Raw genomic sequence first — 22,616 nt, forward strand, 5'->3', positions numbered from 1 at the left:
GACGCCGGCCTGGCCAGGGGCGATGATGAGGCCTCCTTTATTTCCTTGATGGGAGTGCCGTGATGATGTTGCTTTGGGTGGAACTGCAGGCCCGGCCCGGGGCCGGGGATCAGTTAGCGGACTTGCTGGCGGGGCTGGCGCAGCAAGCCGGGTCGGAGCCGGGCATCCTGTTTTACGCCGTGCATCGGCAGCAGGCGGACCAGAATGCCCTGGTGCTCTACGAGCTGTACCGGGACCGGGCGGCCTGGGAGACCCACATGGCCCTGCCTGCGGTGCAGGCCGTGCTGCAGCAGTTCGACGCCCTTCTGGTGCAGCCGCCGCGGCTGGTGTTCTGCGATCCCCTGGCCTGGTCGGGCCCCGGCCCGCTACCGCCTTGCCGCTGATCGTTATCGCAGGCGGAGAGGAATGCAGCGGGCACGAGGCTCAGCAGCATTCCTCCTCGAGCTGCACCAGCAGGGCCATGGCTTCCTGGTCTTCCCAGGTTTCGAACAGCTCCCGCACCTGGTTGATGTTGGAGTGAATCAGGAACAGGTCGTCGGGCTTGGGGCCCGAGCCGCCCGCCCGTTTCTTGTTGAAGTATTCCCAGAACACGTTGTTGCGTCCCGGGATGGCCAGATGCCGGTCGATGCAGGCCATGATCTGCCGGGCGTTGCCATCGCAGTCTATGCCTTCGAAGCTCACATAACGGTCGGTGTTCTTGCAGCCGCAACCTTGGGACATGGGGTTCTCCTGGGTGATGATTTCGGGAGAACTGTAACGGTCCTGGCTGTTCCTGTCCGTCGGCCAGCCGACGTTTCAGGGCTTGCCCGGGCACTGGGCCTCCAGGGCGCTGATGGAGCGGATCAGCAGGCTGCGGCGGCCCTGGCGCTGCAGGATGCCCTGGCGTTCCCACTGGTTGATCAGGGCGGACACGGTCTGGCGGGTGGAGCCCAGCAGGGAAGCAATGTCTTCCATGCCCAGCTCCAGGGGAATCAGCCAGCCCTGATCCTGGGCCTGGCCGCGCCGCTCCACCAGGCCCAGGAGGAAGCGGGCCAGGCGGGCCGGCACTTCCCGGAAGGCCAGGTCCTCGATCAGGGTTACCGCGTTGCTGAGCAGGCGGCCCAGGACCCGCATCATCACCGGGGTGGTGCTGGGGTCGGTGGCCAGCTTGCGGGCAAAGCTGCGGGTGTCCATCAGCCACAGCTCCGTGGGGGCCACGCTTTCCACATAGGTGGGGGTATGGGTGGTGTAGATGTCCCCGGCTTCCAGAAAGCTCAGGCTGAGTTCCCGGTTCTCTCCCGCCAGATAGACCCGCAGGCGGCCGCTCCGGACGATGAACACCTGGTCCCGGGGGCCGTCGGGGGAAGACAGCAGCCAGCCCTTGGGAAAGGCCTTCAGCTCGAAGCCCGTCAGCAGGCCTTCCGGGCTGGTGGCTTGCGCCAGGCGGGCAAGATCGATGGCGGCGGGGTGGGCGTTCATGGGTCCCCTCATGCAAGAGCGGTGCCATGGGCCAAGTCATTGAATCCAAAGACGGGTTTGGCCGGGGTGGAAAAAATTGCGGGATTTGCGACAGGCGCCGGGGTAGAGTTTCCGGTTTTCTCGAACGAACAGTTAGCCTTGCTCTGTTTTTTCGTGGGTGGATCAACGTTATCCTCACGCCACTTCATTCCTAATGTCGGGAGACTGTCATGAAATCCTTCACTCTTATGGCCGCCGTGCTGGCCCTGGGCCTGTCCCTGACCATCAGCGACGCGGAAGCCGCCAAGCGCTTCGGCGGCGGCAAATCCAGCGGCATGCAGCGGGAGTCGGTGACTTCCCAGCGGGCCGCTCCCAGCAGCAGCCCCACCGCCCCCAACCAGGCTGCAGCCCCCATGGCCGCCAAGCAGCCGGCTGCCGCCGCTGCCGGCCAGGCCGCCCAGCCCAAGCGTTCCTGGATGGGCCCCCTGGCCGGTCTGGCCGCCGGTCTTGGCCTGGCCGCCCTGGCTTCCCACTTCGGCTTCGGTGAGGAGCTGGCTTCCATGATGCTGATCGGCCTCCTGGTGCTGGCCGTGCTGATGGTGGTGGGCTTCATCCTGCGCAAGAAGGCTGCGGCCCAGCAGCCGGCCCTGGCTGGAGCCGGCGGCATGCAGTACGCCGGCGCCGACTTCAACCGGGGGGGCCAGGCGGCTTCCCAGCCCGCCCATCAGTCGGTCCACCAAGCGGCTGCTGGCAGCTTCCAGGCCATGGCGCCCCAGGCAGCAGGGACGGGTACCGGCAGCATTCCCGCCGATTTCGATGTGGAGGGCTTCCTGCGTAACGCCAAGGTGAACTTCATCCGTCTTCAGGCCGCCAACGACGCCGGCAATCTGGAGGACATCCGGGAATTCACCTCCCCGGAGATGTTCGCCGAGATCAAGATGAACTTCGTGGAGCGGGGCAAGGATGCCCAGCAGACCGACGTGGTGTCCCTGGAAGCCGAGGTGCTGGACGTGACCGAGGAAAGCACCCGTTATCTGGTGAGCGTGCGCTTCCACGGCCTGATCCGGGAAGGCGCCGAGGGTGTGGCCGATCCCTTCGACGAGATCTGGCACCTGATGAAGCCCGTCGATGGCAGCCGTGGCTGGGTGGTGGCGGGGATTCAGCAGGTGCAGTAAGCCTCCGTCGCCCATGAAAAAACCGCCGGCTCTGACCCCGGCGGTTTTTTTCTGCCTGCTGTTTGAGACAGGGGCTCAGTGCGAGACAGGGGCTCAGTGGGCGGCGGCCCGGCCCAGGTCGAAGGCCCGGGCATTGGTTTCCGCCAGGGCCGGCTTGCGCGCCCGGAAGCGTTCGACGATGCGCTCCTTGAGGGTCTCCGCCGGGAAGGGCAGGGCGTCGGCGATGGCGCCCATCATGATGGTGTTGACCAGGCGCAGGTCTCCCAGCTCCCGGGCGATGGCCCCGGCGTCGAAATCGTGCAGGCGGACCCCCTGCTTGCGGATTTCGCCCACCGGGTCGGCAGGATAGGGATAGAGGCCCAGGGACACCACCGGCGGTTCCAGGTTCAGGCGATTGACCATGGCCACCCCCTCAGGACGCAGGTAATGGCACCAGCGCATGGCTTCGGCAGCCTCGAAGCCCACCAGGATGTCCGCCTCTCCCGGGGCGATCTCGGGGGACAGGACCCGGGGGCCGAAGCGCACATGGGAGGAAACCACGCCGCCCCGCTGGGACATGCCGGCCACCTCGGTCTTCTTGACGTCGTAACCCTGGGAGATGGCGGCTTCGGAGAGGATTTCGGAGGCGGTCATTACCCCCTGTCCGCCGATGCCCACCACCAGGATGTTCACTACCTTGTTGCTTGCTGTCATGGATGTTCTCCCTGGCATTCAGTTGATGCTCACCGGGAAGGTGGGCACGGCATGGCGGATGGCCTTGGGGGCGCAGGTCTGGACGCAGAGGTCGCAGCCGGTGCAGGCGGCGGTCTCGATCTTGACGAAGGCCAGCTCCACTTCCTTGCCCGAGGGCTTGATGGCCTTGTCCCGGCGGGTGACGTGGATGGCCGGGCAACCCACCTCGACGCAGTTGCCGCAGCCGGTGCAGGCCGCCTCGTCCACTTCATAGGGCTGCTGCTTCTGGTAGTGGTCGATGAGCACGCAGGGGCGGTCGGTGATGATCACCGAGGGGCCGGGCCGCTTGGTCTCCTCCCGCAGGGTCTTGAACAGGACCGGCAGCTGGTAGGGATCCACCATGTGGATGCGTTCCTTGTCTATGCCCAGGGCCTCCACCAGCTTGGCGAAATCCACCCGGGGGGCGGGCTGGCCGTAGATGTCCCGGCCGCTGCCCGGGTTTTCCTGGCCGCCGGTCATGCCCACGGCCCGGTTGTCCAGGAGCAGCACGGTGACGTTGCCTCGGTTGTAGGCGATGTCCAGCAGCCCCTGCATGCCCATGTGCAGGAAGGTGGAGTCACCGATCACGGCCACCACCTTCTTGTTTTCATCCCCGGGACCGCGGCCCTTGTCCAGGCCCAGGGCGATGCCCATGGAGGCGCCCATGGAGATGCAGGTGTCCAGGGCATTCCAGGGGTGACCGGCGCCCAGGGTGTAGCAGCCGATGTCGCCGGAGATGTTCACGTTCCGGAGCTGGGACAGGGTGTAATAAACCCCCAGGTGCGGGCAGGCGACGCACATGGTGGGGGGGCGGGGAAAGACTTCCAGGGCGGGACGCTGGCCCACGTCCGCTGCCACGGGCTGCTGTCCGAGCAGGGCGGCCAGGCCCCGGCGCAGGATGTGGGGCGGCAGTTCCCCGGCGGCGGGGAGGATGTCCTTGCCATGGGCGGCGATGCCGGCTGCCTTGATCTCGGTTTCCATCAGGGGTTCGGTTTCTTCCACCACCACCAGGGCTTCTACCTGGTCGGCCAGCTGCCGCACCAGTCCCAGGGGCACCGGGTGGGAGAAGCCCAGCTTCAGCACCGGGGCGTCCGGGAAGGCCTCCCGCACGTGCATGTAGGCGGGACCGGAGGTGACGAAGCCGAGGCGGGGATTGCTGCCCGCTTCCAGCCGGTTCAGGGGACTGGTTTCCACGGCGGCGGCCAGGGCCTTGTCCCGGGCCAGCATTTCCGGCACGTGGCGCTTGGCGTTGGCGGGCACCATGACCCAGCGGCCCGGGTCCTTGGTGAACTGGTCCGCAGCCCGGACCACCTGGCGTTCGCCCACGCTCACCAGGCATTTCACGTGACAGACCCGGGTGGTGAGGCGCAGCAGCACCGGGGTGTTGTACTGCTCGGAGAGGGCAAAGGCCGCCCGGGTCATCTCGTAGGCTTCCTGGGAGTCGGCCGGCTCCAGCACCGGCAGGTGGGCGAAGCGGCCCCAGTAGCGGGAATCCTGCTCGTTCTGGGAGGAGGAGAAGCCCACGTCGTCGGCCACGGCGATCACCAGGCCGCCCACGACCCCGGCCAGGGTCTGGGTCATCAGGGCGTCGGCGGCCACGTTCAGGCCCACGTGCTTCATGGCGCAGAAGCCCCGGGCACCGGCCAGGGAGGCGCCGATGGCCACTTCCAGGGAGACCTTTTCATTGACCGACCATTCGGCGTAGAGGTCCGGGTAGAGGGAGAGATATTCGAGGATTTCCGTGGCCGGGGTGCCGGGGTAGGCGGCGGCGACGCGGGTTCCCGCGTCCCAGACGGCCCGGGCAACGGCTTCGTTGCCGGACATGAGCAGGCGGCTGCCGGCCGCCGGGGGTTGCAGCAGATTGGGATTCAAGGCTGTTCCTTCCTGTGTTTCGTAGCTGGGCCCGGGATGCCGGAGGCAGGGCCGCCGGGCGGTGCGGCGATTGTGGCCTGCCGCGGCCGCCCGGGGGTTGCGTTAGCTCAAGCCTCCTGGCAGACCAGGGTTCAGTGACCCTTCTTGCGGTGGTCCACCACGCGCACGGCCTTGCCCATGGAGCGCTCGATGGCGCCTGTGGGCTGGATCTTCACCCGGCAGGAGACGCCGATGAAGTCCTTGATGTCCTTCTGGACCTTGGCCGCCACCTTGTCCATGTATTCCTGGCCCTTGGCATGCAGGGGGGGGCTGGCTTCCACGTTGACCACCATGGAATCCATGAAGCCGTCCCGGAAGACCTCGATCTGGTAGAAGGGGGAGAGGGTTTCCGTGCGCATCAGCACCGCTTCCACCTGGGTGGGGAAGACGTTGACGCCGCGGATGATCAGCATGTCGTCGGAGCGCCCGGAGATGCGGCGCATGCGCACATGGGTGCGGCCGCACTTGCAGGGGGCGGGTTCCAGGACGGAGATGTCCCGGGTCCGGTAGCGCAGCACGGGGAAGGCTTCCTTGCTCAGGGAGGTGAACACGATCTCCCCTTCCTCCCCGTAGGGCAGGGGTTCGCCCGTGTCCACGTCCACGCATTCCACCAGGAAGTGGTCTTCCCAGATGTGCAGGCCCTTCTTGCCTTCCAGGCATTCCATGCCCACCCCGGGACCCATCACTTCCGAGAGGCCGTAGATGTCCAGGGCGTCCATGTGCAGGCGGGATTCCAGCTCGTAGCGCATCTCCTCGCTCCAGGGCTCGGCGCCGAAGATGCCCACCTTGAGGGCCAGCTTCTTCATGTCCACGCCCAGGACTTCCGCTTCCTCGGCGATGTTGAGGGCGTAGGAGGGGGTGCAGCAGAGGGCGGTGGCTTCGAAGTCCTGGAGCAGCATCAGCTGCTTCTGGGTCTGGCCGCCGGACATGGGAATGGTCATCAGGCCCAGGGTCTCGGCCCCGTAGTGCAGGCCCAGGCCGCCGGTGAACAGGCCGTAGCCATAGGCGTTGTGGAGCCGGTCACCGGGCCTGAGGCCGGCGGCGCTCAGGCTGCGGGCCACCATCTGGCCCCAGTTGGCGATGTCCCGGCGGGTGTAGCCCACCACCGTGGGCTTGCCCGTGGTGCCGGACGAGGCATGCACCCGCACCACCTGGTCGGTGGGGACGGCGAACATGCCGAAGGGGTAGTTGTCGCGCAGTTGCTCCTTCTTGGTGAACGGCAGGAGTTTCACGTCGGCGAGGTTCTGGATGTGATGGGGTTTGACCTCCAGCTCATCCATGGCTTCCCGGTAAAACTTCACGGTCTCGTAGCAGCGTTCGACGGTCGCCTTGAGGCGACGCAGTTGTAGGGCTTCCAGTTCCTCCCTGGGAAGCGTTTCGTTATCGACGTCGAAAATCATAGGTCCTCTCTCGTTATACCGCGCAGGCGGCATAACCCGGAATCATACGCCCGGGGAAAAGCCCTTCCAACCGTGGGGATGATTTGCCATTCGCCAGGCGGCGGGCCCGGGGCGGCCAAGCCGGGGCTCCTGCTTTCGGCTTAGAATGGGGCTCCTGAGCATTTGTGAGGGGCTTTTGCCCTCCCTTTTCCCGAGCGTCGCATGACCCAGTTGATTCCCATCGATCCCGGCCTCCTGCAGTTGGGGCGGCCCATGCAGGTGTGCCTCTATGACCGGCACGGCACCCTGGTCATCAAGGATGGTTACGCGATCCGCATCCAGCGTTATCTGGACCTGCTGGTCGCCCACGGCCTCTATTACGAGAAGAGCGACGAGCCGGCGGTCATCAAGTGGAAGGCGGCGCCCATGCCTCTCCTGTCCCGGGAGCAGGTGCGCCACAACTCCTTTGCCGACGTGGACATGATCAAGCTGCGCCTGGCCCGGCTCCAGGAGCAGTACCGCAACGGGGTGAGCAACCGGGAAGACTTCCTGCGCCGGGTGCAGCTCCTGGCCCTGGAAATCCAGGATGCCCTGGACCACGACGCGGACGCCTGCCTGGCCAGTCTGCATCTGGACGTGGAGAGTCCCTACGAGGTCCTGCACCACCTGCAGGCGGCCCTGATCTGCGAGATTCTGGGGCGGCGCCTGGGGGTGCCCGAGGAGCCCCGCCTGTCCCTGGTCCAGGCCGCCCTGACCCACGACATCGGCGTCACCGACGTACAGTTCCAGCTGGAGCGCGAGGAGGCCCTGTCCCCGGAGCTGCGGGAGCGGGTGCGCCGCCATCCGGAGGACGGGGTGCGCCTGCTGCGGGCCCTGGGAGTGAGCGACCGGACCTGGCTGGAGGCCGTGGCCCACCATCACGAACGCCTGGATGGCCAGGGCTATCCCCAGGGCTTGCGTGGCGAGCAGGTGTCGGTGTCCTCCCGGGTGCTGATGATCGCCGACATCTATAGCGCCATGATCCAGGACCGGCCCTACCGCAAGGCCATCTTCTCCCGGGAAGCCCTGCGCCAGCTGTTCGTGGACATGGAGCAGCAGTGCGACCAGCGCCTGACCCAGCTGCTGATCAAGGAAATCGGCATTTTCCCCCCCGGGGCCGTGGTGCGGCTCGCCAACGGCGAGGTGGCGGTGGTGGCCGAGCGGCGTGACAACAGTGCCAGCCCCCTGGTCTACACCTTCCTCAATGCCCAGGGCCTGCCTACCCTGGCGCCCATGCGCCGGGAGACCAACCGCAAGGAAGCGGCGGTCCAGAGCATGGCCTCGATCCGCGCCTATCCGGCCTGTCTGCGCATGGTGCGCAGCATCTGGCTGCAGGAAGGCCGGGCCGCCTGAGGCGGGCTGGCAGAGGGCGGCGGCCGGGGGACTGCTAGAATCCCCCCTTCGGCCTTGCCGGCCCCACGCTGAACAATTCATCTATGGACATGCTCGCCACCCTCTGGAACGGCCCCGGCGGCACGGGAATCATCTTTGCCCTGCTGACCCTGATCGCCCTGGGCTTCCTGCTGCGCTTCGTGGTCCCGGCCCTGGTGCTGCTGCGCGACCTGAAACGGGCGGTGCGCAGCCTGGAACAGCTGACGGCGGGGGGCAGCCGCCCCGGGCCGGATGCCATCGCGGCCCAGGTCATGACCTCGCCCCGCCTCGCCCACCTGTGGCGCGAATACGCCCAGACCCTGCACGGCATCACCGCCACCGACGCCCAGCAGCAGACCCGGGTCACCGCCTGGCGCTCCACGGCCATGGCCGAGCACTTCTTCACCGAGGCGGCCCTGGTGGAGACGCCCCTCAAGACCGAGTTCTACAAGCACCTGCCCGGCATCCTCACCGGGATCGGCATCATCGGCACCTTCGCCGGGCTGATCGTCGGCCTCACCCACTTCGAGGTGAACAGCGATGCGGACACGGTGCGGCTCAGCCTGAAGAACCTGATCCAGGGGGTGGGCCATGCCTTCCAGGTCTCGGCCCTGGCCATCGCCCTGGCCATGGTCGCCACCTGGATAGAAAAATCCCTGGTCACCCTGGGCTACCGGCAGGTGGCCCGGCTCAACGAGCTCATCGACAGCTGCTTCGAGAGCGGCGTGGAGGAGGAATACCTGGCCCGGCTGGTACGGGCCAGCGAGGTTTCCGCCCACCAGGGGGCGCAGCTGCGCCAGGCCCTGGTCCAGGAACTGCGCCAGAGCCTGGGGGCCCTGATGCAGCAACAGCAGGAACAGGCGGCCCGGCAGCAGGAGCAGATGGCGGCCGCCGTGGCCAATGCCGTTTCTCTGGCCGTGGGCCAGGCCCTGCGGGAACCCTTGACACGCATGGCCGCTGCCGTGGAAAAGGCCGGGGGCAGCCAGGGCGAGGCCGCCGCCCGTTCCCTGGAGCCCCTGCTGGAACGCTTCGTGGCGCGCATGGAAGCCAACCTGGGCCAGGGCCAGGCCGGTCTCGAAGCCCTGCTGGTCCGTACCGCCGAATCCCTGAACCGGGTGGTGGGCGAATTGGGCAAGGTGACGGCGCGCCTGGACGGGATTGGTCAGGGGGCGGTCAACAGCGCTGCCGGACAGCTGCAGAGCGCGGGCCAGGGCGTGGGCCGGGCCGCCGACACCTTTGCCGGGGCCAGCGGCCAGCTGGTGGCTGCGGCCGCCTCCCTCACCGCCGCCGCCATGGAAGCCGGAGAAGTGATGCGTGAGCAGGGCCGCAGCCGGGAAGCCTTCGCCCTGATGCTGGGGGACCTGAAGACGGTGATGGAAAACGCCCGCCGGGAAGCCTCCCTGACCAGCGAACTGGTGGCCCGCATGGAAGCCGCCGGCAGCGCCCTGGCCGGGGCCCAGGGGGAAGCCCGGGATTTCCTGGAAGGGGTGAGCCGGGTGCTGACCGAGGCCCACGGCAGCTTTGCCGACAACCTGGAGCGCACCCTGCGCCAGGGCAACACCCAGTTCCACAAGGAGCTGGCCACCGCCGTGGATTACCTGAAGGGGGCCATCGAGGAACTGGGGGACACCCTGGAAACCCTGGCCAGCCGCAAATGAGCCTGGGCAGCAAGCGCCAGCCCCCCCGGCGGGGCCGCCGGGACGAGGCGGAGCGGCCCTTCTGGATTTCCTTCTCGGACCTGATGACGGCCCTGATGGTGCTGTTCCTGGTGGCCATGACCGTGGCCCTGCTGGCCATCACCCACGAAATCTCCGCCACCGAGGACCTGAAGGAGGCCCGGGAGGAGGACATCACCCGGCTCATGGACAGCCTCAAGGCCGCCACCGCCGATTTCCCCGGCGTGGCCGTGCGCGGCCGGGTGGTGGATTTTGGCGACCGGGCCCGTTTCGAGAGCGACAGCCACCGGCTCAATGCCAGCCAGGACCTGCTCTTGCGCACCGTGGTGCCGCGCATCCTGGCTGTGGCCCGGGACCCCCTGGGGGAAAAATGGCTGAAGCGGGTGGTGGTGGAAGGCTTTGCCGACGCCCGGGGCAGCTATCTGCACAACCTCAACCTCTCCCTGCAGCGCTCCGAGCGGGTGCTCTGCGTGCTCCTGGCCGGGCCTCCCGCCCCGGCGGCCCTGGACGAGGCGGACCGCCTGCTGGTGCGGCAGCTGTTTCTGGTGAGCGGCTCCTCCTTCAACGCCCTGAAGGAAAGCCCCGAGGAAAGCCGCCGCATCGAACTGCGCCTGGAGTTCCTGGAACTGGGGGAAGGGCGTCCCCCCAACCGCAGCCAGCCCCTGGACGGGGATTTCCGCTGCCCCCTGGACCTCTAGGATGAGCGCCCTGGACGAGCTGGAAAAGCGCCTGGCCCAGGCCCTGGCCGGCCGTCCCCGGCAACTGGGCTGGGGCGATCTGCCGGCCATGAGCCGCAGCCTGGAGGCGGTGCGCCAGGCCTTCGGCGACCGGCGCGGCATGGGGCGGGAGCAGCGGGTGGCCCGGGGGGTGATGGCCTTTCGCATCCAGGGGGAGAGCACGGATTTCGTGTACCTCAAATACGCCTGCCAGGGCCTGGCCCAGCCCATGGACTGGGAATCCCGGCGCCTGCTGGCCGACCGGGAGCAGGTGCAGCGTCTGCTGCAGCGGGTGCTCGACTTTGCCGATGACCGGCGCCGCTTCGCCGCCTGCTACCGGGGGCTGCTGGCCTCCTGCCTGCATGCCCGGGAAGCGGGGTTTCCTGCGGGCAGTCCCCTGGCCGCCAATCTCCTGCTCCTGGAACAGTTCCTGAGCCGGGAGCAGCTGCGCCTGCCCCCTGAAGCCCGGCCTCCCCTCCCGTTCGATGGTCCGTAAGGAAGAGGGGGCGCGCTTTGGTTCCGGCAGGAAGCCGTGCCCTGCCGTTTTGCGGGCCTAGCTGCCGGACCTATAATCGCCCCGTCATTTTTTCTGGAGTCGTCATGACCCTCGTTCCCTGCCGCGCCTGTGGTCATCAGGTCGATACCTCTGCCCTCGCATGCCCTGGCTGCGGTGCTACCGATCCGGGCCGCAGCATCAGCCGCCAGCAACGGGACCTGCGCATCCTCGCCGTCCAGATCGTCCTGGGCCTGGTGATCTTTGTGGGCGTCGGCAGTGTGGTGTGGAAACAGGTGGAGCCCATGGTGGCCCAGCTGACGAGCAAGGCGGCGGCGGGGCATTGAGGGCAGGAGTTCATGCCCCCCGGGCGTCGATACGGATGACGGTCGGGGCGCACACCATCTAGAACCCTTCCAGGACGATCTTGCCCTGGGCCCGGCCGCTCTCCAGCAGGGCGTGGGCCCGTTTCAGGCCGGCGGCGCAGATGGGGCCGAAATGTCCGGTCCGGGTACTGCGGATGCGTCCTTCCTGCACCAGCCCGGCCAGGCGCGCCAGCAGCCGGTGCTGGGCGATCAGGTCCGGGGTGGCGAAGCGGGAACGGGTGAACATGAATTCCCAGTGCAGGGAGACGCTCTTTTCCTTGAGCAGGCGGATGTCCAGGGGGCCGGGATCGTCGATCAGGCCGAACCGGCCCTGGGGCGCCATGACCCGGGCGATCTCCGGGAAATGCGCCTGGGTGTGGTTGAGGCTGACCAGGTAATCCACCTGGGGCAGGCCCAGGCGCTGCAGCTCCTCGGACAGGGGGCGGCTGTGGTCGATGACGTGATGGGCCCCCATGTCCTCGACCCAGGCCAGGGTGTTGGGGCGGCTGGCGCTGCCGATCAGGGTGAGGCCGGTCAGCTGTCGGGCCAGCTGCAGCAGGATGGAGCCGACGCCCCCGGCGGCCCCCACCACCAGCAGGGTCTGGCCCTGGTGTCCACCCTCCTGCAGGCCGAGCCGGTCGAACAGCAGTTCCCAGGCGGTGATGGCCGTCAAGGGCAGGGCCGCTGCCGCAGCGAAATCCAGGGCCTCGGGCATGGGGCCGGCAAGGCGCTCGTCCACGCACTGGAGTTCGGCATTGCAGCCCGGCCTCTCCAGGGCGCCCGCGTACCAGACCCGGTCCCCGGGCCGGAACAGGGTGACGGCCTCGCCCACCTGGCGCACCACCCCGGCCGCATCCCAGCCCAGCACCCGGGGTTCGCCCGGTTCCAGGCTGCGCCGCACCTTGGTATCCACCGGATTCACGGCGATGGCCCGGACTTCCACCAGGAGTTCATGACCCCGGGGCACCGGCTCCGGCAGTTCCAGATCCACCAGGCTGTCCGGATGTTCGATGGGCAGGGGGGCGCGGCAGGCAACGGCTTTCATGGGGGAACTCGCTCAAGTGCCAATGGAGGCTTGGAGCAGATGGGGAGGGGTTTGGTTCAGCCGGGCGGGGTGCCCCCGCTTACCAGCCGCCGCCCAGCGCCCGGACCAGATTGACCGTGGCGCGCGCCCGCTCGCCGTCCAGGGTCACCGCCACACGCTGTTGCTGCAGCATGCTGCGGTCGGCGTCGAGCACATCCAGGTAACTGATGGCACCTTCCCGGTAGCGGATGTGGGAGAGCTGGGCCGCCCGTCCGGCCGCGCTTACCGCCCGGTCCTGGGCGGCGTTCTGGCCGTCCAGGATGCGCAGGTGGGCGAGGTTGTCCTCGACTTCCTTGAAAGCCTGCAGGATGGACTGGCGGTAATTGGCCACCGCTTCCTCGTGCGCCGCATTGGCTCGCTCGACCCCGGCCGCGCGGGCGCCGCCGTCGAAGATCGGCAGACTGAGCAGGGTGCCGACCAGCGGTCCGAGCACATAGGTCCGGCTGGCCGTCTTGAACAGGTCGCCGAGGCCGGCCGACTCGTAACCGTAGTTGCCGGTCAGGTTGAGGCGCGGGAAATAGGCGGCCTTGGCGGCGCCGATGCGCTCGTTGGCAGCGGCCATCGCCCGTTCGGCAGCGGCGATGTCCGGGCGCCGTTCGAGCAGGGCCGAGGGCAGGCCGGCCGGCACGCCGACCTTGAGGCGGACGATGGCTTGCGGCGGCAGGCTGAACTCGGCCGGCGTCTTGCCCAGCAGGATGGCCAGCGCGTGCTCGGCGACTGCCCGCTGGCGGGCCACGCCGTCGGCTTCGGCCTCGGCCGAGGCCAGTTCGGTACGGGCGCGGGCCAGCTCCAGCTCGCCGATGTCGCCAGCGTCGTAGCGGCGCTGGAACAGTTGCAGCGTTTCCTGGCGCAGCTTGACGGTGTTGGCGTAGAGCGCGCGCAGGCCGTCCAGCTCGCGGACCAGGAAATAGGCCTGCGCCACGTCGGCCTGCAGGCTAAGCAACGTCGAGCGGAACAGGGCCTCGTCGCGCTCGGCATCCAGCCGGGCGGCGTCGGCGGCGCTGCCCAGGCGGCCGAACAGATCGGCTTCCCAGGCGAAGGTCGCCTGGCCGCGCCACAGCGTGGTGGCGCTGGTATCGGCGTCGGCCGGCAGGCCTTGCGAGGCCGGCGAAGGCTGCTGACGGGTCGGGCCGAAGCCGACGCCGACCTGCGGGAACAGTGCGGCGTGGGCGTTCTTCTCCAGCGCACGCGCCTGGCCGAGGCGGGCGGCGGCGGCCTTGAGGCTCTGGTTGGCGGCCAGCGCCTGCTGTTCGAGGTCGTTCAAGGTGGCGTCGCCAAACAGCTGCCACCAGTCGCCACGGGCGGCGCTGTCGGCGGGTTCGGCCAGCTTCCATTGCCCGTCGACGGCGGGGGCTTCCTTGTAGGCGGCGGGTACGGCCGTCTCCGGGCGCTGGTAGGTCGGGGCCAACGAACAGCCGGCGAGGATCAGCAGGCTGGCCAGCAGGGTGTTGGTCAGGATGGCTTTCTGGTTCATGGTCTTACTCCTGGGTCGCGTGGTAGGCGGACGGGCCGGCGACCAGCGGGGCGTCGTGATGGGCGGCGGAATGCAGCTTGTGCTTCTTGTCCAGCGTGCGCAGCAGCACGTAGAACACCGGCGTCAGGAAGAGGCCGAACAGGGTCACGCCGAGCATGCCGAAGAACACGGCGATGCCCATGGCGTGGCGCATTTCGGCACCGGCGCCGGAAGACAGCACGAGCGGCACGACGCCCATGATGAAGGCGATGGAAGTCATCAGGATCGGGCGCAGCCGCAGGCGGCTGGCGTTGATCGCCGCCTGCACCGGCGTGCTGCCCTGCATTTCCAGTTCGCGGGCGAATTCGACGATGAGGATGGCGTTCTTGCAGGCCAGCCCGACCAGCACCATCAACCCGATCTGGGTGAAGATGTTGTTGTCGCCGCCGGTCAGCCAGACACCGGCGAGTGCCGCGAACAGGCTGGTCGGCACGATCAGGATGACGGCCAGCGGCAGGGTCAGGCTCTCGTATTGCGCGGCGAGCACCAGGAAGACCAGCAGCACGCTGATCGGGAATACCCAGATGCCGGCGTTGCCCGCCAGGATCTTCTGATAGGTCAGGTCGGTCCATTCGAACTTGACGCCGCGCGGCAGTGTCGCCGCCGCCACCCGCTCGGCTGCTGCCTCGGCCTGCGCCGAGGAATAGCCGGGGGCCGGGCCGCCGTTGATGTCGGCCGCCGTGTAGCCGTTGTAGCGCACGACCATTTCCGGCCCGTAGGTCTTCTTCACCTGCACCAGCGAGGACAGCGGCACCATCTCGCCGGCTACGTTGCGTACCTTCAACTGGCCGATGTCCTCCGGATGCGCGCGGAAGGGGGCGTCGGCCTGGGCGCGCACCTGGTAGACGCGGCCGAAGCGGTTGAAGTCATTGACGTATTGCGAGCCGAGGTAGATCTGCATGGTGTCGAAGACATCGGTGACCGAGATGCCCAGCTGCTTGGCCTTGGTACGGTCAAGATCGACGTCGATCTGCGGCACGTTGATCTGGTAGCTGGAGAACATCGGGCCCAGCGCCGGTTCCCTGGCGGCGGCCGCCATGAAAGCCTTGGCTGCTTCGTCGAGTTCGGCGTAGCCGACCGAACCGCGATCCTCTATCTGCATCTTGAAACCGCCGACCGTGCCCAGGCCCATCACCGGCGGCGGCGGGAAGGTGGCGATGAAGCCTTCCTGGATGGCAGCGAATTTCTGGTTCAGCGCGCCGGCGATGGCACCGGCCGACAGTTCCTTGTCCTTGCGCTCGGCAAAGGGTTTCAGCCCGACGAAGACGATGCCGGCGCTGGAGCTGTTGGTGAAGCCGTTGATCGACAGGCCGGGGAAGGCGATGGCGTGCTCGACGCCGGGCTGTTCGAGGGCGATCTCGCTCATCTTGCGGATGACGGCTTCGGTGCGGTCGAGCGAGGCGCCGTTCGGCAGCTGCGTGAAGCTGACCAGATACTGCTTGTCCTGCCCCGGTACGAAGCCGCCAGGGACAATGTAGGAGAGGCCGATGGCGCCGGCGATCAGCGCCAGGTAGACGCCGATAGCTCCCGCCTTGTGGGAAATGATGCCGGTGACGCCGTGGCCGTAGCGGTCGGAGGAACGGTTGAAGAAGCGGTTGAAGGCGTGGAAGAAACCGCCAAAGTAGCGGTCCATCTGCACTGTCAGCCAATCCGGTTTCTCGCCGTGGCCCTTCAACAGCAGCGCGGCCAGGGCCGGCGACAGGGTCAGCGAGTTGACCGCCGAGATCACCGTCGAGATGGCGATGGTCATGGCGAACTGCTTGTAGAACTGGCCGGTCAGGCCGGTCATGAAGGCCAGCGGCACGAACACCGCGACCAGGGTCAGGGCGATGGCGATGATCGGCCCGGACACTTCGCGCATGGCCCGGTAGGTGGCTTCGCGCGGGCTCAGGCCGGCCTCGATGTTGCGCTCGACGTTTTCGACGACGACGATGGCGTCATCGACGACGATGCCGATGGCCAGCACCATGCCGAACAGCGACAGGGCGTTGATCGAGTAGCCGAAGCCGAGCATCAGCGAGAAGGTGCCGACGATGGACACCGGCACGGCCAGCAGCGGGATGATCGAGGCGCGCCAGGTCTGCAGGAAGACGATGACCACCAGCACGACCAGGGCGATGGCTTCGAGCAGCGTATGCACGACGGCCTCGATGGAGGCGCGCACGAACTGCGTCGGGTCGTAGACGATGTCGTACTTGACCGAATCCGGGAAGTCCCTGGCCAGCTCCTTCATCGCCTCGCGCACGCCGGCGGAAACCTGCAGCGCGTTGGCGCCGGGCGCCTGGAAGATCGGGATGGCCACCGCCTGCTTGTTGTCGAGCAGCGCGCGCAGGCCGTATTCGGCCGCCGCCAGCTCGACGCGGGCGACGTCGCCGAGACGGGTGACACCGCCATCGGGCGAGGATTTCAGGATGATGTCGGCAAAGTCCTCGACGCTCTTCAAGCGGCCCTGGGCGTTGACGTTCAGTTGCAGCGGCACGTCGGACAGGGTTGGCGAAGCGCCGATGGTGCCGGCGGCGACCTGCACGTTCTGCTCGCGGATGGCGCGCACCACCTCGGCGGCGGTCAGGTTGCGCTGGGCCACCTTGCCCGGATCGAGCCAGATGCGCATGGCGTAGTTGCCGGAGCCGAACAGGCCGACCTCACCGACGCCCTGGATGCGCGCCAGGCGGTCCTTGACGTTGATCAGCGCGTAGTTGCGCAGATAGGTCATGTCGTAGCGGTCGTCCGGCGAGGTCAGGTGCACCACCATGGTCAGCGTCGGCGAACTTTTCAGCGTCGTCACGCCCAGGCGCTGCACGTCCTCGGGCAGGCGCGGCAGGGCCTGCGAGACGCGGTTCTGCACCAGTTGCTGGGCCTTGTCGGGATCGACGCCCAACTGGAAGTTGACCGTCACGGTGAGGTTGCCGTCGCTGTTGGCCTGCGACTGCATGTAGAGCATGTTCTCGACGCCGTTGATCGATTCTTCCAGCGGCGCCGCCACCGTTTCGGCGATGACCTTGGGGTTGGCGCCCGGATACTGGGCGCGCACGACCACCGAGGGCGGCACGACCTCGGGGTATTCCGAGATCGGCAGCTTGAAGGCGGCGAGCACCCCGGCGAGCAGGATCAGGATCGAGATCACGCCGGCGAAGATCGGCCGGTCGATGAAGAATTTTGAGATGTTCATGGCTTGCTTTCTGCGGCGCTGGCAGCCGGTTTAACCGGCTTGCCCGCTGCGGGCGGCAACGGCAGTCTTGCCGTCGCCGTCGTTCATGGCGGTGGGGTTGGGGCTGACCGCGTCGCCCGGGCGCACGCGCTGCAGGCCGTTGACCACGATGCGCTCGCCCGGCTGCAGGCCGCGGTCGACGATGACCAGGCCGTTCTGCGAGGCGCTGGTGTGCACTTCGCGGTATTCGGTCTTGTTGTCGGCGCCGACGACCAGCACGAAACGCTTGTCCTGGTCGGTGCCGATGGCCTTCTCGTTGATCAGCAGGGCTTCGCGGTCTTCGCTGCCGCCCAGGCGGATGCGGGCGTAAAGGCCGGGGACCAGGCGGCCGTCGGCGTTGTCGAAGATGGCGCGCACGCGGATGGTGCCGGAAGTGGTGTCCAGGCGGTTGTCCACCGAGTGGATCTGGCCGGCCAGCGGGTAGCCTTCTTCGTTGGCCAGGCCGAGCCCGACCGGCAGGGTGGTGCCCTTGGCGCTGCGGGCCGGATTGACGTAGCGCAGGAAGGTTTGCTCGTCCACGTCGAAGGCGGCGTAGATGCGTTCCGACGAGACGACGGTGGTCAGTGCCGGGCCGGCATTGGCACTGACCAGGTTGCCGAGGGTGATTTCGGCGCGCGAAACGCGTCCGTCGATGGGCGAAACGATCTGCGTGTATTCCAGGTTCAGTTTCGCCACCCGCAGCGCCGCCTGGGCGGCTTGCAGGCTGGCGGCGCCGTCGCGGGCGGCGTTCTGCTTTTCCTCGAAATCGCGTTTGGCGATGGCGTTGTCGGCGAGCAGGCGTTCGGCGCGGGCGAGATCGGCGGCGGTGTAGGCGGCGCGCGACTCGGCGGCGCTGGCCTGGGCCTGGGCGCGGGCGACCTCGGCGGCGTAGGGGCGCGGATCGATGGTGAACAGCAGCTCGCCCTTTTTCACCAGCGCGCCATCCTTGAAATGCACGGCAGTGAGGATGCCGGAAACCTGCGGCCGGATTTCGACGCGGTCGACTGCCTCCAGGCGACCGGAAAAATATTGCCAGTCGATGATGTTGCGGCTGACCACGCTGGCGACATCGACCGGCGTCGCCTGGGCGGCGAGCGGTTCGTTGGCGTGCGCTTCACCGCCGCCGGACAGGCCCCAGGCGGCGGCCGTGACGGCGACGATGCCGGCGAGGGCAAGGCAGACGGAGGTTCTTTTCGATGCGGCGTGATGGCGGATGAGGTTGGGGAGGGGCATGGTCATTTCCTTCTTGGCTGGGATTTGCTGGGGGAGGCAGGATGCAGGCGCTGGCGCAGGAACTCGGCGGCTTCGGCGAGCAGCGGCGGGTGTCGGGGCAGGGCTTCGTGCTGGACGTCGAAACGGGTGATCTGGGTCGGTACGCCAGCGGCGATCAGGGCCGTGGCGTAGGCTTCGGCTTCCCGGTGCAGGACATCGCACTTGGCAGTCGCCAGGTAGGTCGGCGGCAGGTCGTGCAGGCGCCGCGAGGCGAGTGGCGAGGCGTAGGGATGCAGGCGTTCCTGGCTGCGCGGCAGGTACTGGGCGTAACGCTGGGCGCAGGTCTGCGGCTTGAGGTCGGAAGTCAGCCGCTCGGCGTCGCCGAGCAGGGTCATGCTCGGGTCCAGCATTGGCCCGATCAGCACCTGGGCGGCCAGGGCCGGGCCATTGCGGTCGCGGGCGATGAGCGCGGCGGCTGCTGCGATGTTGCCGCCGGCATCGTCGCCGGCCACCGCCAGCCGGCGGCTGTCGAGATTCAGCCCGGGGGCCGCACCGAGCAGCCAGCGCAAGGCGGCATGGGCGTCTTCCGGCGCTGCCGGGAAAGGATGGCGGGGCGCCAGCGAGTAGGCCAGCGACAGCACCGCGACGCCGGCTCGTTCGACCAGCTGGCGGGCGATGGCATCGGCGTCGTCAAGGGAGCCGGCCACGAAGCCGCCGCCGTGCAGGTAGAGCACCACCGGCAGCACATTGGCGTCGCCGTCCGGCCGGTAAAGGCGGGACGGCTGGCTGCCGAGGTAGGAGGAAATCAGCCGGTCTTCGACGTGGACCGCAGTATTCCGGTCATGGGGGGTGGAGGGGGCATCCATGGCAAGCGCTGGGGCGGTTGAGGTGGATGCATTCTGAGTGTTATATTGAAGTGAATAAATGCTTGCATCTCGACAACACTATTCGCGTTTCGCGAATAATTGCTGCCGCGATGTTTTCCTTCCGGAAAGGATGCCCTCCGATGGACCGTTTTCAAGCCATGAAGGTATACATGGCCGTCGTCGATGCCCGCAGCTTCAGCCGTGCGGCCGACAACCTGAGTCTGCCGCGCGCCACGGTGACGACCACCATCCAGAATCTGGAAAACCTGCTGCGCGTGCGCCTGCTCAACCGCACCACGCGCAGCGTCAGCCTGACCCCGGACGGCGCCGCCTACTACGAGCGCTGCGCCCGTCTGCTCAGCGATCTGGAGGAGATGGAAGCCGCCTTCCGCGATGTGGCGCAGCGGCCCCAGGGGCGGCTGCGCATCGACGTGCCGACCATCATCGGACGGCTGATCCTGATTCCCAAACTGTGCGAGTTCCGCCAGCGCTACCCGGACATCGAGCTGGTCATCGGCATGGGCGATCGGCCGGTCGATCTGGTGCAGGAGGCGGTGGATTGCGTCATCCGCGGTGGCGAGCTGATCGATTCCACCCTGGTTGCCCGGCGCATCGGCAGCATCAACTTCGTCACCTGCGGCGCGCCCGCCTATTTCGAACGCCACGGCACGCCGCAGATGCTGGCGGAGCTGCAGGAACACCAGGCGGTGCATTACTTCTCGGCGCGCACCGGCCGCATCATCGACTGGGACCACCTGGTCGATGGCCAGCTCCAGCACGTCAAGGTGCCTGGCTCGATCGCCGTCAACGATGCCGAGGCCTACATGGCCCTGGCGCTGCAGGGTTTCGGCCTGGTCCAGGCGGCGCGCTTCATGGCGCTGCCTTACCTGGAGCGCGGCGAACTCATCGAAATCCTGCCCCAATGGCGGCCGGAACCGCTGCCGATCTCGGTGCTTTACCCCCAGAACCGCCACCTGTCGCCCAAGGTGCGCGCCTTTTCCGATTGGGCCGCCGAGCTGTTCGCCCAGTGCCCGCTGCTCAGCGGCCGCGACGAGGAATACGTGCCGGGGGTGTGCACGCTGGGTATCGATCCGCCGACCAATGCCAGCGTGCGTGACCTGATCGAACAGCGCAACCTGGCCGAAAGCACGTTCTAACTGCCTGCCCGCGGCCACGGCAGACGCATGCCGAGCCCGGCGCACCGGGGCCGCTCCGGGCCTCAGACTTTTCGATGGGGGGGAGCGGGGCGTGGCTTCTGCGGTATTGCCGACCACGTTGAGGGGCTGGCAGTTGAGGGGCTTGCAGACGCGGGTGCCAGGCTGTTGATTTAAACTCGTCGGCCAATATCTGCACGGACGGTTCCGCTCATGAAATGTCTTGTGGTCATCGCCCATCCCCTTGCCGACAGCCTGTGCCAGACGCTGGCGCAATCAGCCATTCAGGCGCTGACAGAAGCCGGTCATACGGTGGAGATCGAGGATCTCTACAGGGCGGAATTTCCGCCGGAGCTGACCAGTGATGAACGCTGCAGCTACTACGCCCCTTGCTTCGATGCTTCTGCTGTCCAGGCACAGGTCCGGCGTTTGCTCCAGGCCGAAGCACTGGTGCTTGTGTTTCCCACCTGGTGGTTCGGTTTTCCCGCCATCCTGAAAGGATGGTTTGATCGTGTGTGGGCCCCCGGTGTTGCCTATGACCATGCCACCGATCTGGGCCCGATCAAGGCGCGCCTGCATGGCCTGCGGCACACGCTGGCGATTACCTCCCTCGGCTCGCCCTGGTGGGTGGATCGTTTGCTGTTGCGCCAGCCCGTGCGGCGGGTGCTGCAAACGGCGCTCCTGGGAACCTGTGCTCCCGGGTGCCGCTTCCAGATGCTGTCTCTTTACAAGGCAGAACGACTCTCCGCGGATCAGGTCGAGGCCTTCCGCGCGCGCGTCCGGCGGACCCTCGGAAAATGGGCTAGCCGCTAAGCCCTTGCGGCCTTGATCAGCGGTCCTTCCGGGGAGTGAAGGGCTGCTGGCGGCGGGGGCTTGTGCAGCGGCTTCCGGCCATATCTAGCGCACGGCCACCGTGCCGGCTTTCCACAGGGGACTCTGCCAGCGGTAGAAGGGGGTCAGGCTGGAGGGTTTGTCCGCCTGGCGGTCGGTGGCCAGGGTCTGGAGATTCACCGTTTCGAAGGTGGTGCGGTAGCGGTTGTCGCTGCGCACTTCCCGGGCGGCCAGCATCTGCTTGCCGCCCGGCACCCAGCCGGCGAATTCCACGTAGCCCAGATGGGGGTTGTCCAGGGCCGGGGGCAGCACGTCCACCGTCCAGCCCTCCGGGCCTTTGCGGAACACCCACATCTCCCGCCAGGTGTCCAGGGGCTGTACGGCCAGGGTCAGGGTGTCGCCCTGGGGCGAGGCGGCGGCGGAGGCGGGCCAGACCAGACCCCAGGTGCAGCGGCTGAGCAGGGGATGCTTTTCGTCGTGCCGGGCATCCACCAGATGCACGCAGGTTTCCCCGGGCTGGCCGGCGCTGACTTTCACGCCCAGGCCGGCGGCCAGGGGGGGCTGGGGCGTACCCGGTTCGGCGGCCCAGCGGGAGGCGCCGACGCGGATGGCGGCGTCGCTGTAGATGGCGGCGTCGCTTTCCATCAGTTCGCTCGGGTTGATGGCCGCCAGTTCGTCGATGGCGCGGGCGGCGGCGTCCCGGGCGGCGCCGGCCCCGGCTTCCGGGCGGCGGGCGCGCTGGTAGGCGAGACTGGCCCAGACGCCGGCCTTGCGCAGGTGCAGGCGGTTCTTCAGGACCTCCGGCAGCTTGCCCAGGGCCACCCGGTCCAGGGTTTCGGCGCGCCAGTTGTCGTGGGCGTAGCGTTCCAGGGGCGTCAGCTTGGGGGAGACGCATTCATGGCGGGTCAGGGACAGGACCGCCAGGGCCTGCTCGATGTCGCTGGCGGGCAGGGCCAGGACCCGGCGCTGGGCCTCGCCGTTGCTGCACAGCTGCACCTGGCCGTCCTGTTCGTGGCTGACCAGGGTCATGCCGTAGGTGGCGGCCACTTCCACGTGGGCAGCCAGGATTTCCCCGGCCTTGCCGCTGCGGCCGGCGGTGGCGCGGGCGGCCAGCCGGTCGCTCATGGCGCCCAGGGCGGCAAATACCTCCCCATTGATGCTGGCGGCGGGGGCGGCGCGCAGGTAGGCGGCGGCGTAGCTGATGCCCAGGGCTTCCGAGCCCGGGCTGTCCTTCAGGAAGCGGACGATGGAGAGCAGCTCCGGCGCATCCTCCTGCTTCATGGACTGGACCCGCACCTGGCTGGCCTTGATGTAGCCGGCCCGTTCCCGGCGGTGGTCGTAGACCTGCAGGAAGTCGCCTTTCTCGCCGCGGATTTCCAGGCTGTCTCCCTGCCAGAGCACGGCCTGCTGGGCGGCGGAATCCTTGGGGGCGGCGCGCAGGGCCGACTGGTCCTGGGTGACGATGGCGATGACGGTGAGGGCAGTGGCCAGCATGA

General features: G+C 67.8%; 20 protein-coding genes. 9 read left to right on the forward strand and 11 right to left on the reverse strand.

Annotated elements, in window-relative coordinates; translation table 11 throughout:
- Positions 1 to 62: 62 nt before the first annotated feature.
- The gene (locus tag G474_RS24385; protein ID WP_043463008.1) at positions 63 to 383 is read left to right on the forward strand and encodes a putative quinol monooxygenase; all 321 of its coding nucleotides are present in this window, start codon (positions 63 to 65) and stop codon (positions 381 to 383) included.
- A gap of 40 nt (positions 384 to 423) precedes the next feature.
- On the opposite strand, the gene cowN is transcribed toward G474_RS24385, so the two are convergent.
- Both cowN and G474_RS0103050 read right to left on the reverse strand, forming a co-directional pair.
- Complete coding sequence (gene cowN, locus G474_RS0103045; RefSeq protein ID WP_026685688.1) at positions 424 to 720, reverse strand: N(2)-fixation sustaining protein CowN; 297 nt, start codon at positions 718 to 720, stop codon at positions 424 to 426.
- A 75-nt stretch (positions 721 to 795) separates the two neighbouring features.
- The gene (locus G474_RS0103050; protein WP_026685689.1) at positions 796 to 1,458 is read right to left on the reverse strand and encodes a Crp/Fnr family transcriptional regulator; all 663 of its coding nucleotides are present in this window, start codon (positions 1,456 to 1,458) and stop codon (positions 796 to 798) included.
- 209 nt (positions 1,459 to 1,667) lie between these two features.
- Here G474_RS0103050 and G474_RS0103055 point away from each other — a divergent pair, with 209 nt between their 5' ends.
- A complete protein-coding gene (locus G474_RS0103055) occupies positions 1,668 to 2,612 on the forward strand; it encodes a Tim44 domain-containing protein (RefSeq protein ID WP_026685690.1) in 945 nt (314 codons plus the stop codon).
- A gap of 93 nt (positions 2,613 to 2,705) precedes the next feature.
- On the opposite strand, the gene G474_RS0103060 is transcribed toward G474_RS0103055, so the two are convergent.
- The 3 genes from G474_RS0103060 to G474_RS0103070 all read right to left on the reverse strand — a co-directional run bounded on the left by G474_RS0103060 (position 2,706) and on the right by G474_RS0103070 (position 6,634).
- Positions 2,706 to 3,305, reverse strand: a complete 600-nt coding sequence (locus tag G474_RS0103060) for an indolepyruvate oxidoreductase subunit beta (RefSeq protein WP_026685691.1) — start codon at positions 3,303 to 3,305, stop codon at positions 2,706 to 2,708.
- A gap of 18 nt (positions 3,306 to 3,323) precedes the next feature.
- A complete protein-coding gene (locus tag G474_RS0103065; protein ID WP_051281799.1) occupies positions 3,324 to 5,147 on the reverse strand; it encodes a thiamine pyrophosphate-dependent enzyme in 1,824 nt (607 codons plus the stop codon).
- A 179-nt stretch (positions 5,148 to 5,326) separates the two neighbouring features.
- Positions 5,327 to 6,634: a phenylacetate--CoA ligase family protein gene (locus G474_RS0103070; RefSeq protein WP_026685693.1), complete on the reverse strand. Its 1,308-nt coding sequence runs from the start codon at positions 6,632 to 6,634 to the stop codon at positions 5,327 to 5,329.
- Positions 6,635 to 6,835: 201 nt separating this feature from the next.
- Here G474_RS0103070 and G474_RS0103075 point away from each other — a divergent pair, with 201 nt between their 5' ends.
- The 5 genes from G474_RS0103075 to G474_RS19315 all read left to right on the forward strand — a co-directional run bounded on the left by G474_RS0103075 (position 6,836) and on the right by G474_RS19315 (position 11,255).
- The gene (locus G474_RS0103075; protein ID WP_026685694.1) at positions 6,836 to 8,005 is read left to right on the forward strand and encodes an HD-GYP domain-containing protein; all 1,170 of its coding nucleotides are present in this window, start codon (positions 6,836 to 6,838) and stop codon (positions 8,003 to 8,005) included.
- An 83-nt stretch (positions 8,006 to 8,088) separates the two neighbouring features.
- Positions 8,089 to 9,681: an anti-phage ZorAB system protein ZorA gene (zorA, locus tag G474_RS0103080; RefSeq protein ID WP_026685695.1), complete on the forward strand. Its 1,593-nt coding sequence runs from the start codon at positions 8,089 to 8,091 to the stop codon at positions 9,679 to 9,681.
- Positions 9,678 to 10,397 (forward strand): flagellar motor protein MotB, encoded by a 720-nt coding sequence (locus tag G474_RS0103085; protein WP_026685696.1) that lies wholly within the window; start codon positions 9,678 to 9,680, stop codon positions 10,395 to 10,397. The genes zorA and G474_RS0103085 overlap by 4 nt, the downstream gene beginning before the upstream one ends.
- A gap of 1 nt (position 10,398) precedes the next feature.
- The gene (locus G474_RS0103090; protein WP_026685697.1) at positions 10,399 to 10,911 is read left to right on the forward strand and encodes a hypothetical protein; all 513 of its coding nucleotides are present in this window, start codon (positions 10,399 to 10,401) and stop codon (positions 10,909 to 10,911) included.
- 104 nt (positions 10,912 to 11,015) lie between these two features.
- Entirely contained in the window at positions 11,016 to 11,255 is a 240-nt protein-coding gene (locus G474_RS19315; protein WP_043463011.1) for a hypothetical protein, read from the forward strand.
- 58 nt (positions 11,256 to 11,313) lie between these two features.
- Here G474_RS19315 and G474_RS0103100 read toward each other — a convergent pair whose 3' ends face one another.
- The 5 genes from G474_RS0103100 to G474_RS19320 form a co-directional block, all read right to left on the reverse strand.
- Complete coding sequence (locus tag G474_RS0103100) at positions 11,314 to 12,318, reverse strand: zinc-binding alcohol dehydrogenase family protein (RefSeq protein ID WP_026685698.1); 1,005 nt, start codon at positions 12,316 to 12,318, stop codon at positions 11,314 to 11,316.
- A gap of 79 nt (positions 12,319 to 12,397) precedes the next feature.
- Positions 12,398 to 13,831: an efflux transporter outer membrane subunit gene (locus G474_RS0103105; protein WP_026685699.1), complete on the reverse strand. Its 1,434-nt coding sequence runs from the start codon at positions 13,829 to 13,831 to the stop codon at positions 12,398 to 12,400.
- Between the two features lie 4 nt (positions 13,832 to 13,835).
- Positions 13,836 to 17,039, reverse strand: coding sequence for an efflux RND transporter permease subunit (locus G474_RS0103110; RefSeq protein WP_026685700.1), 3,204 nt, complete (start codon positions 17,037 to 17,039; stop codon positions 13,836 to 13,838).
- Positions 17,040 to 17,069: 30 nt separating this feature from the next.
- Positions 17,070 to 18,290, reverse strand: coding sequence for an efflux RND transporter periplasmic adaptor subunit (locus G474_RS0103115; RefSeq protein ID WP_084513539.1), 1,221 nt, complete (start codon positions 18,288 to 18,290; stop codon positions 17,070 to 17,072).
- 2 nt (positions 18,291 to 18,292) lie between these two features.
- Positions 18,293 to 19,135, reverse strand: coding sequence for an alpha/beta hydrolase (locus G474_RS19320; protein WP_043463012.1), 843 nt, complete (start codon positions 19,133 to 19,135; stop codon positions 18,293 to 18,295).
- 140 nt (positions 19,136 to 19,275) lie between these two features.
- Here G474_RS19320 and G474_RS0103125 point away from each other — a divergent pair, with 140 nt between their 5' ends.
- Both G474_RS0103125 and G474_RS0103130 read left to right on the forward strand, forming a co-directional pair.
- Positions 19,276 to 20,292, forward strand: a complete 1,017-nt coding sequence (locus G474_RS0103125) for a LysR family transcriptional regulator (RefSeq protein ID WP_026685702.1) — start codon at positions 19,276 to 19,278, stop codon at positions 20,290 to 20,292.
- Positions 20,293 to 20,502: 210 nt separating this feature from the next.
- Positions 20,503 to 21,102: an NAD(P)H-dependent oxidoreductase gene (locus G474_RS0103130; RefSeq protein ID WP_026685703.1), complete on the forward strand. Its 600-nt coding sequence runs from the start codon at positions 20,503 to 20,505 to the stop codon at positions 21,100 to 21,102.
- 84 nt (positions 21,103 to 21,186) lie between these two features.
- Here the strand turns inward: G474_RS0103130 and G474_RS0103135 are convergent, their stop codons facing one another.
- Entirely contained in the window at positions 21,187 to 22,614 is a 1,428-nt protein-coding gene (locus tag G474_RS0103135) for an SH3 domain-containing protein (RefSeq protein WP_245589293.1), read from the reverse strand.
- Between the last annotated feature and the right edge of the window lie 2 nt (positions 22,615 to 22,616).

Origin of the sequence: Azovibrio restrictus DSM 23866, from assembly GCF_000429665.1 — a bacterium.
Classification (GTDB): domain Bacteria; phylum Pseudomonadota; class Gammaproteobacteria; order Burkholderiales; family Rhodocyclaceae; genus Azovibrio; species Azovibrio restrictus.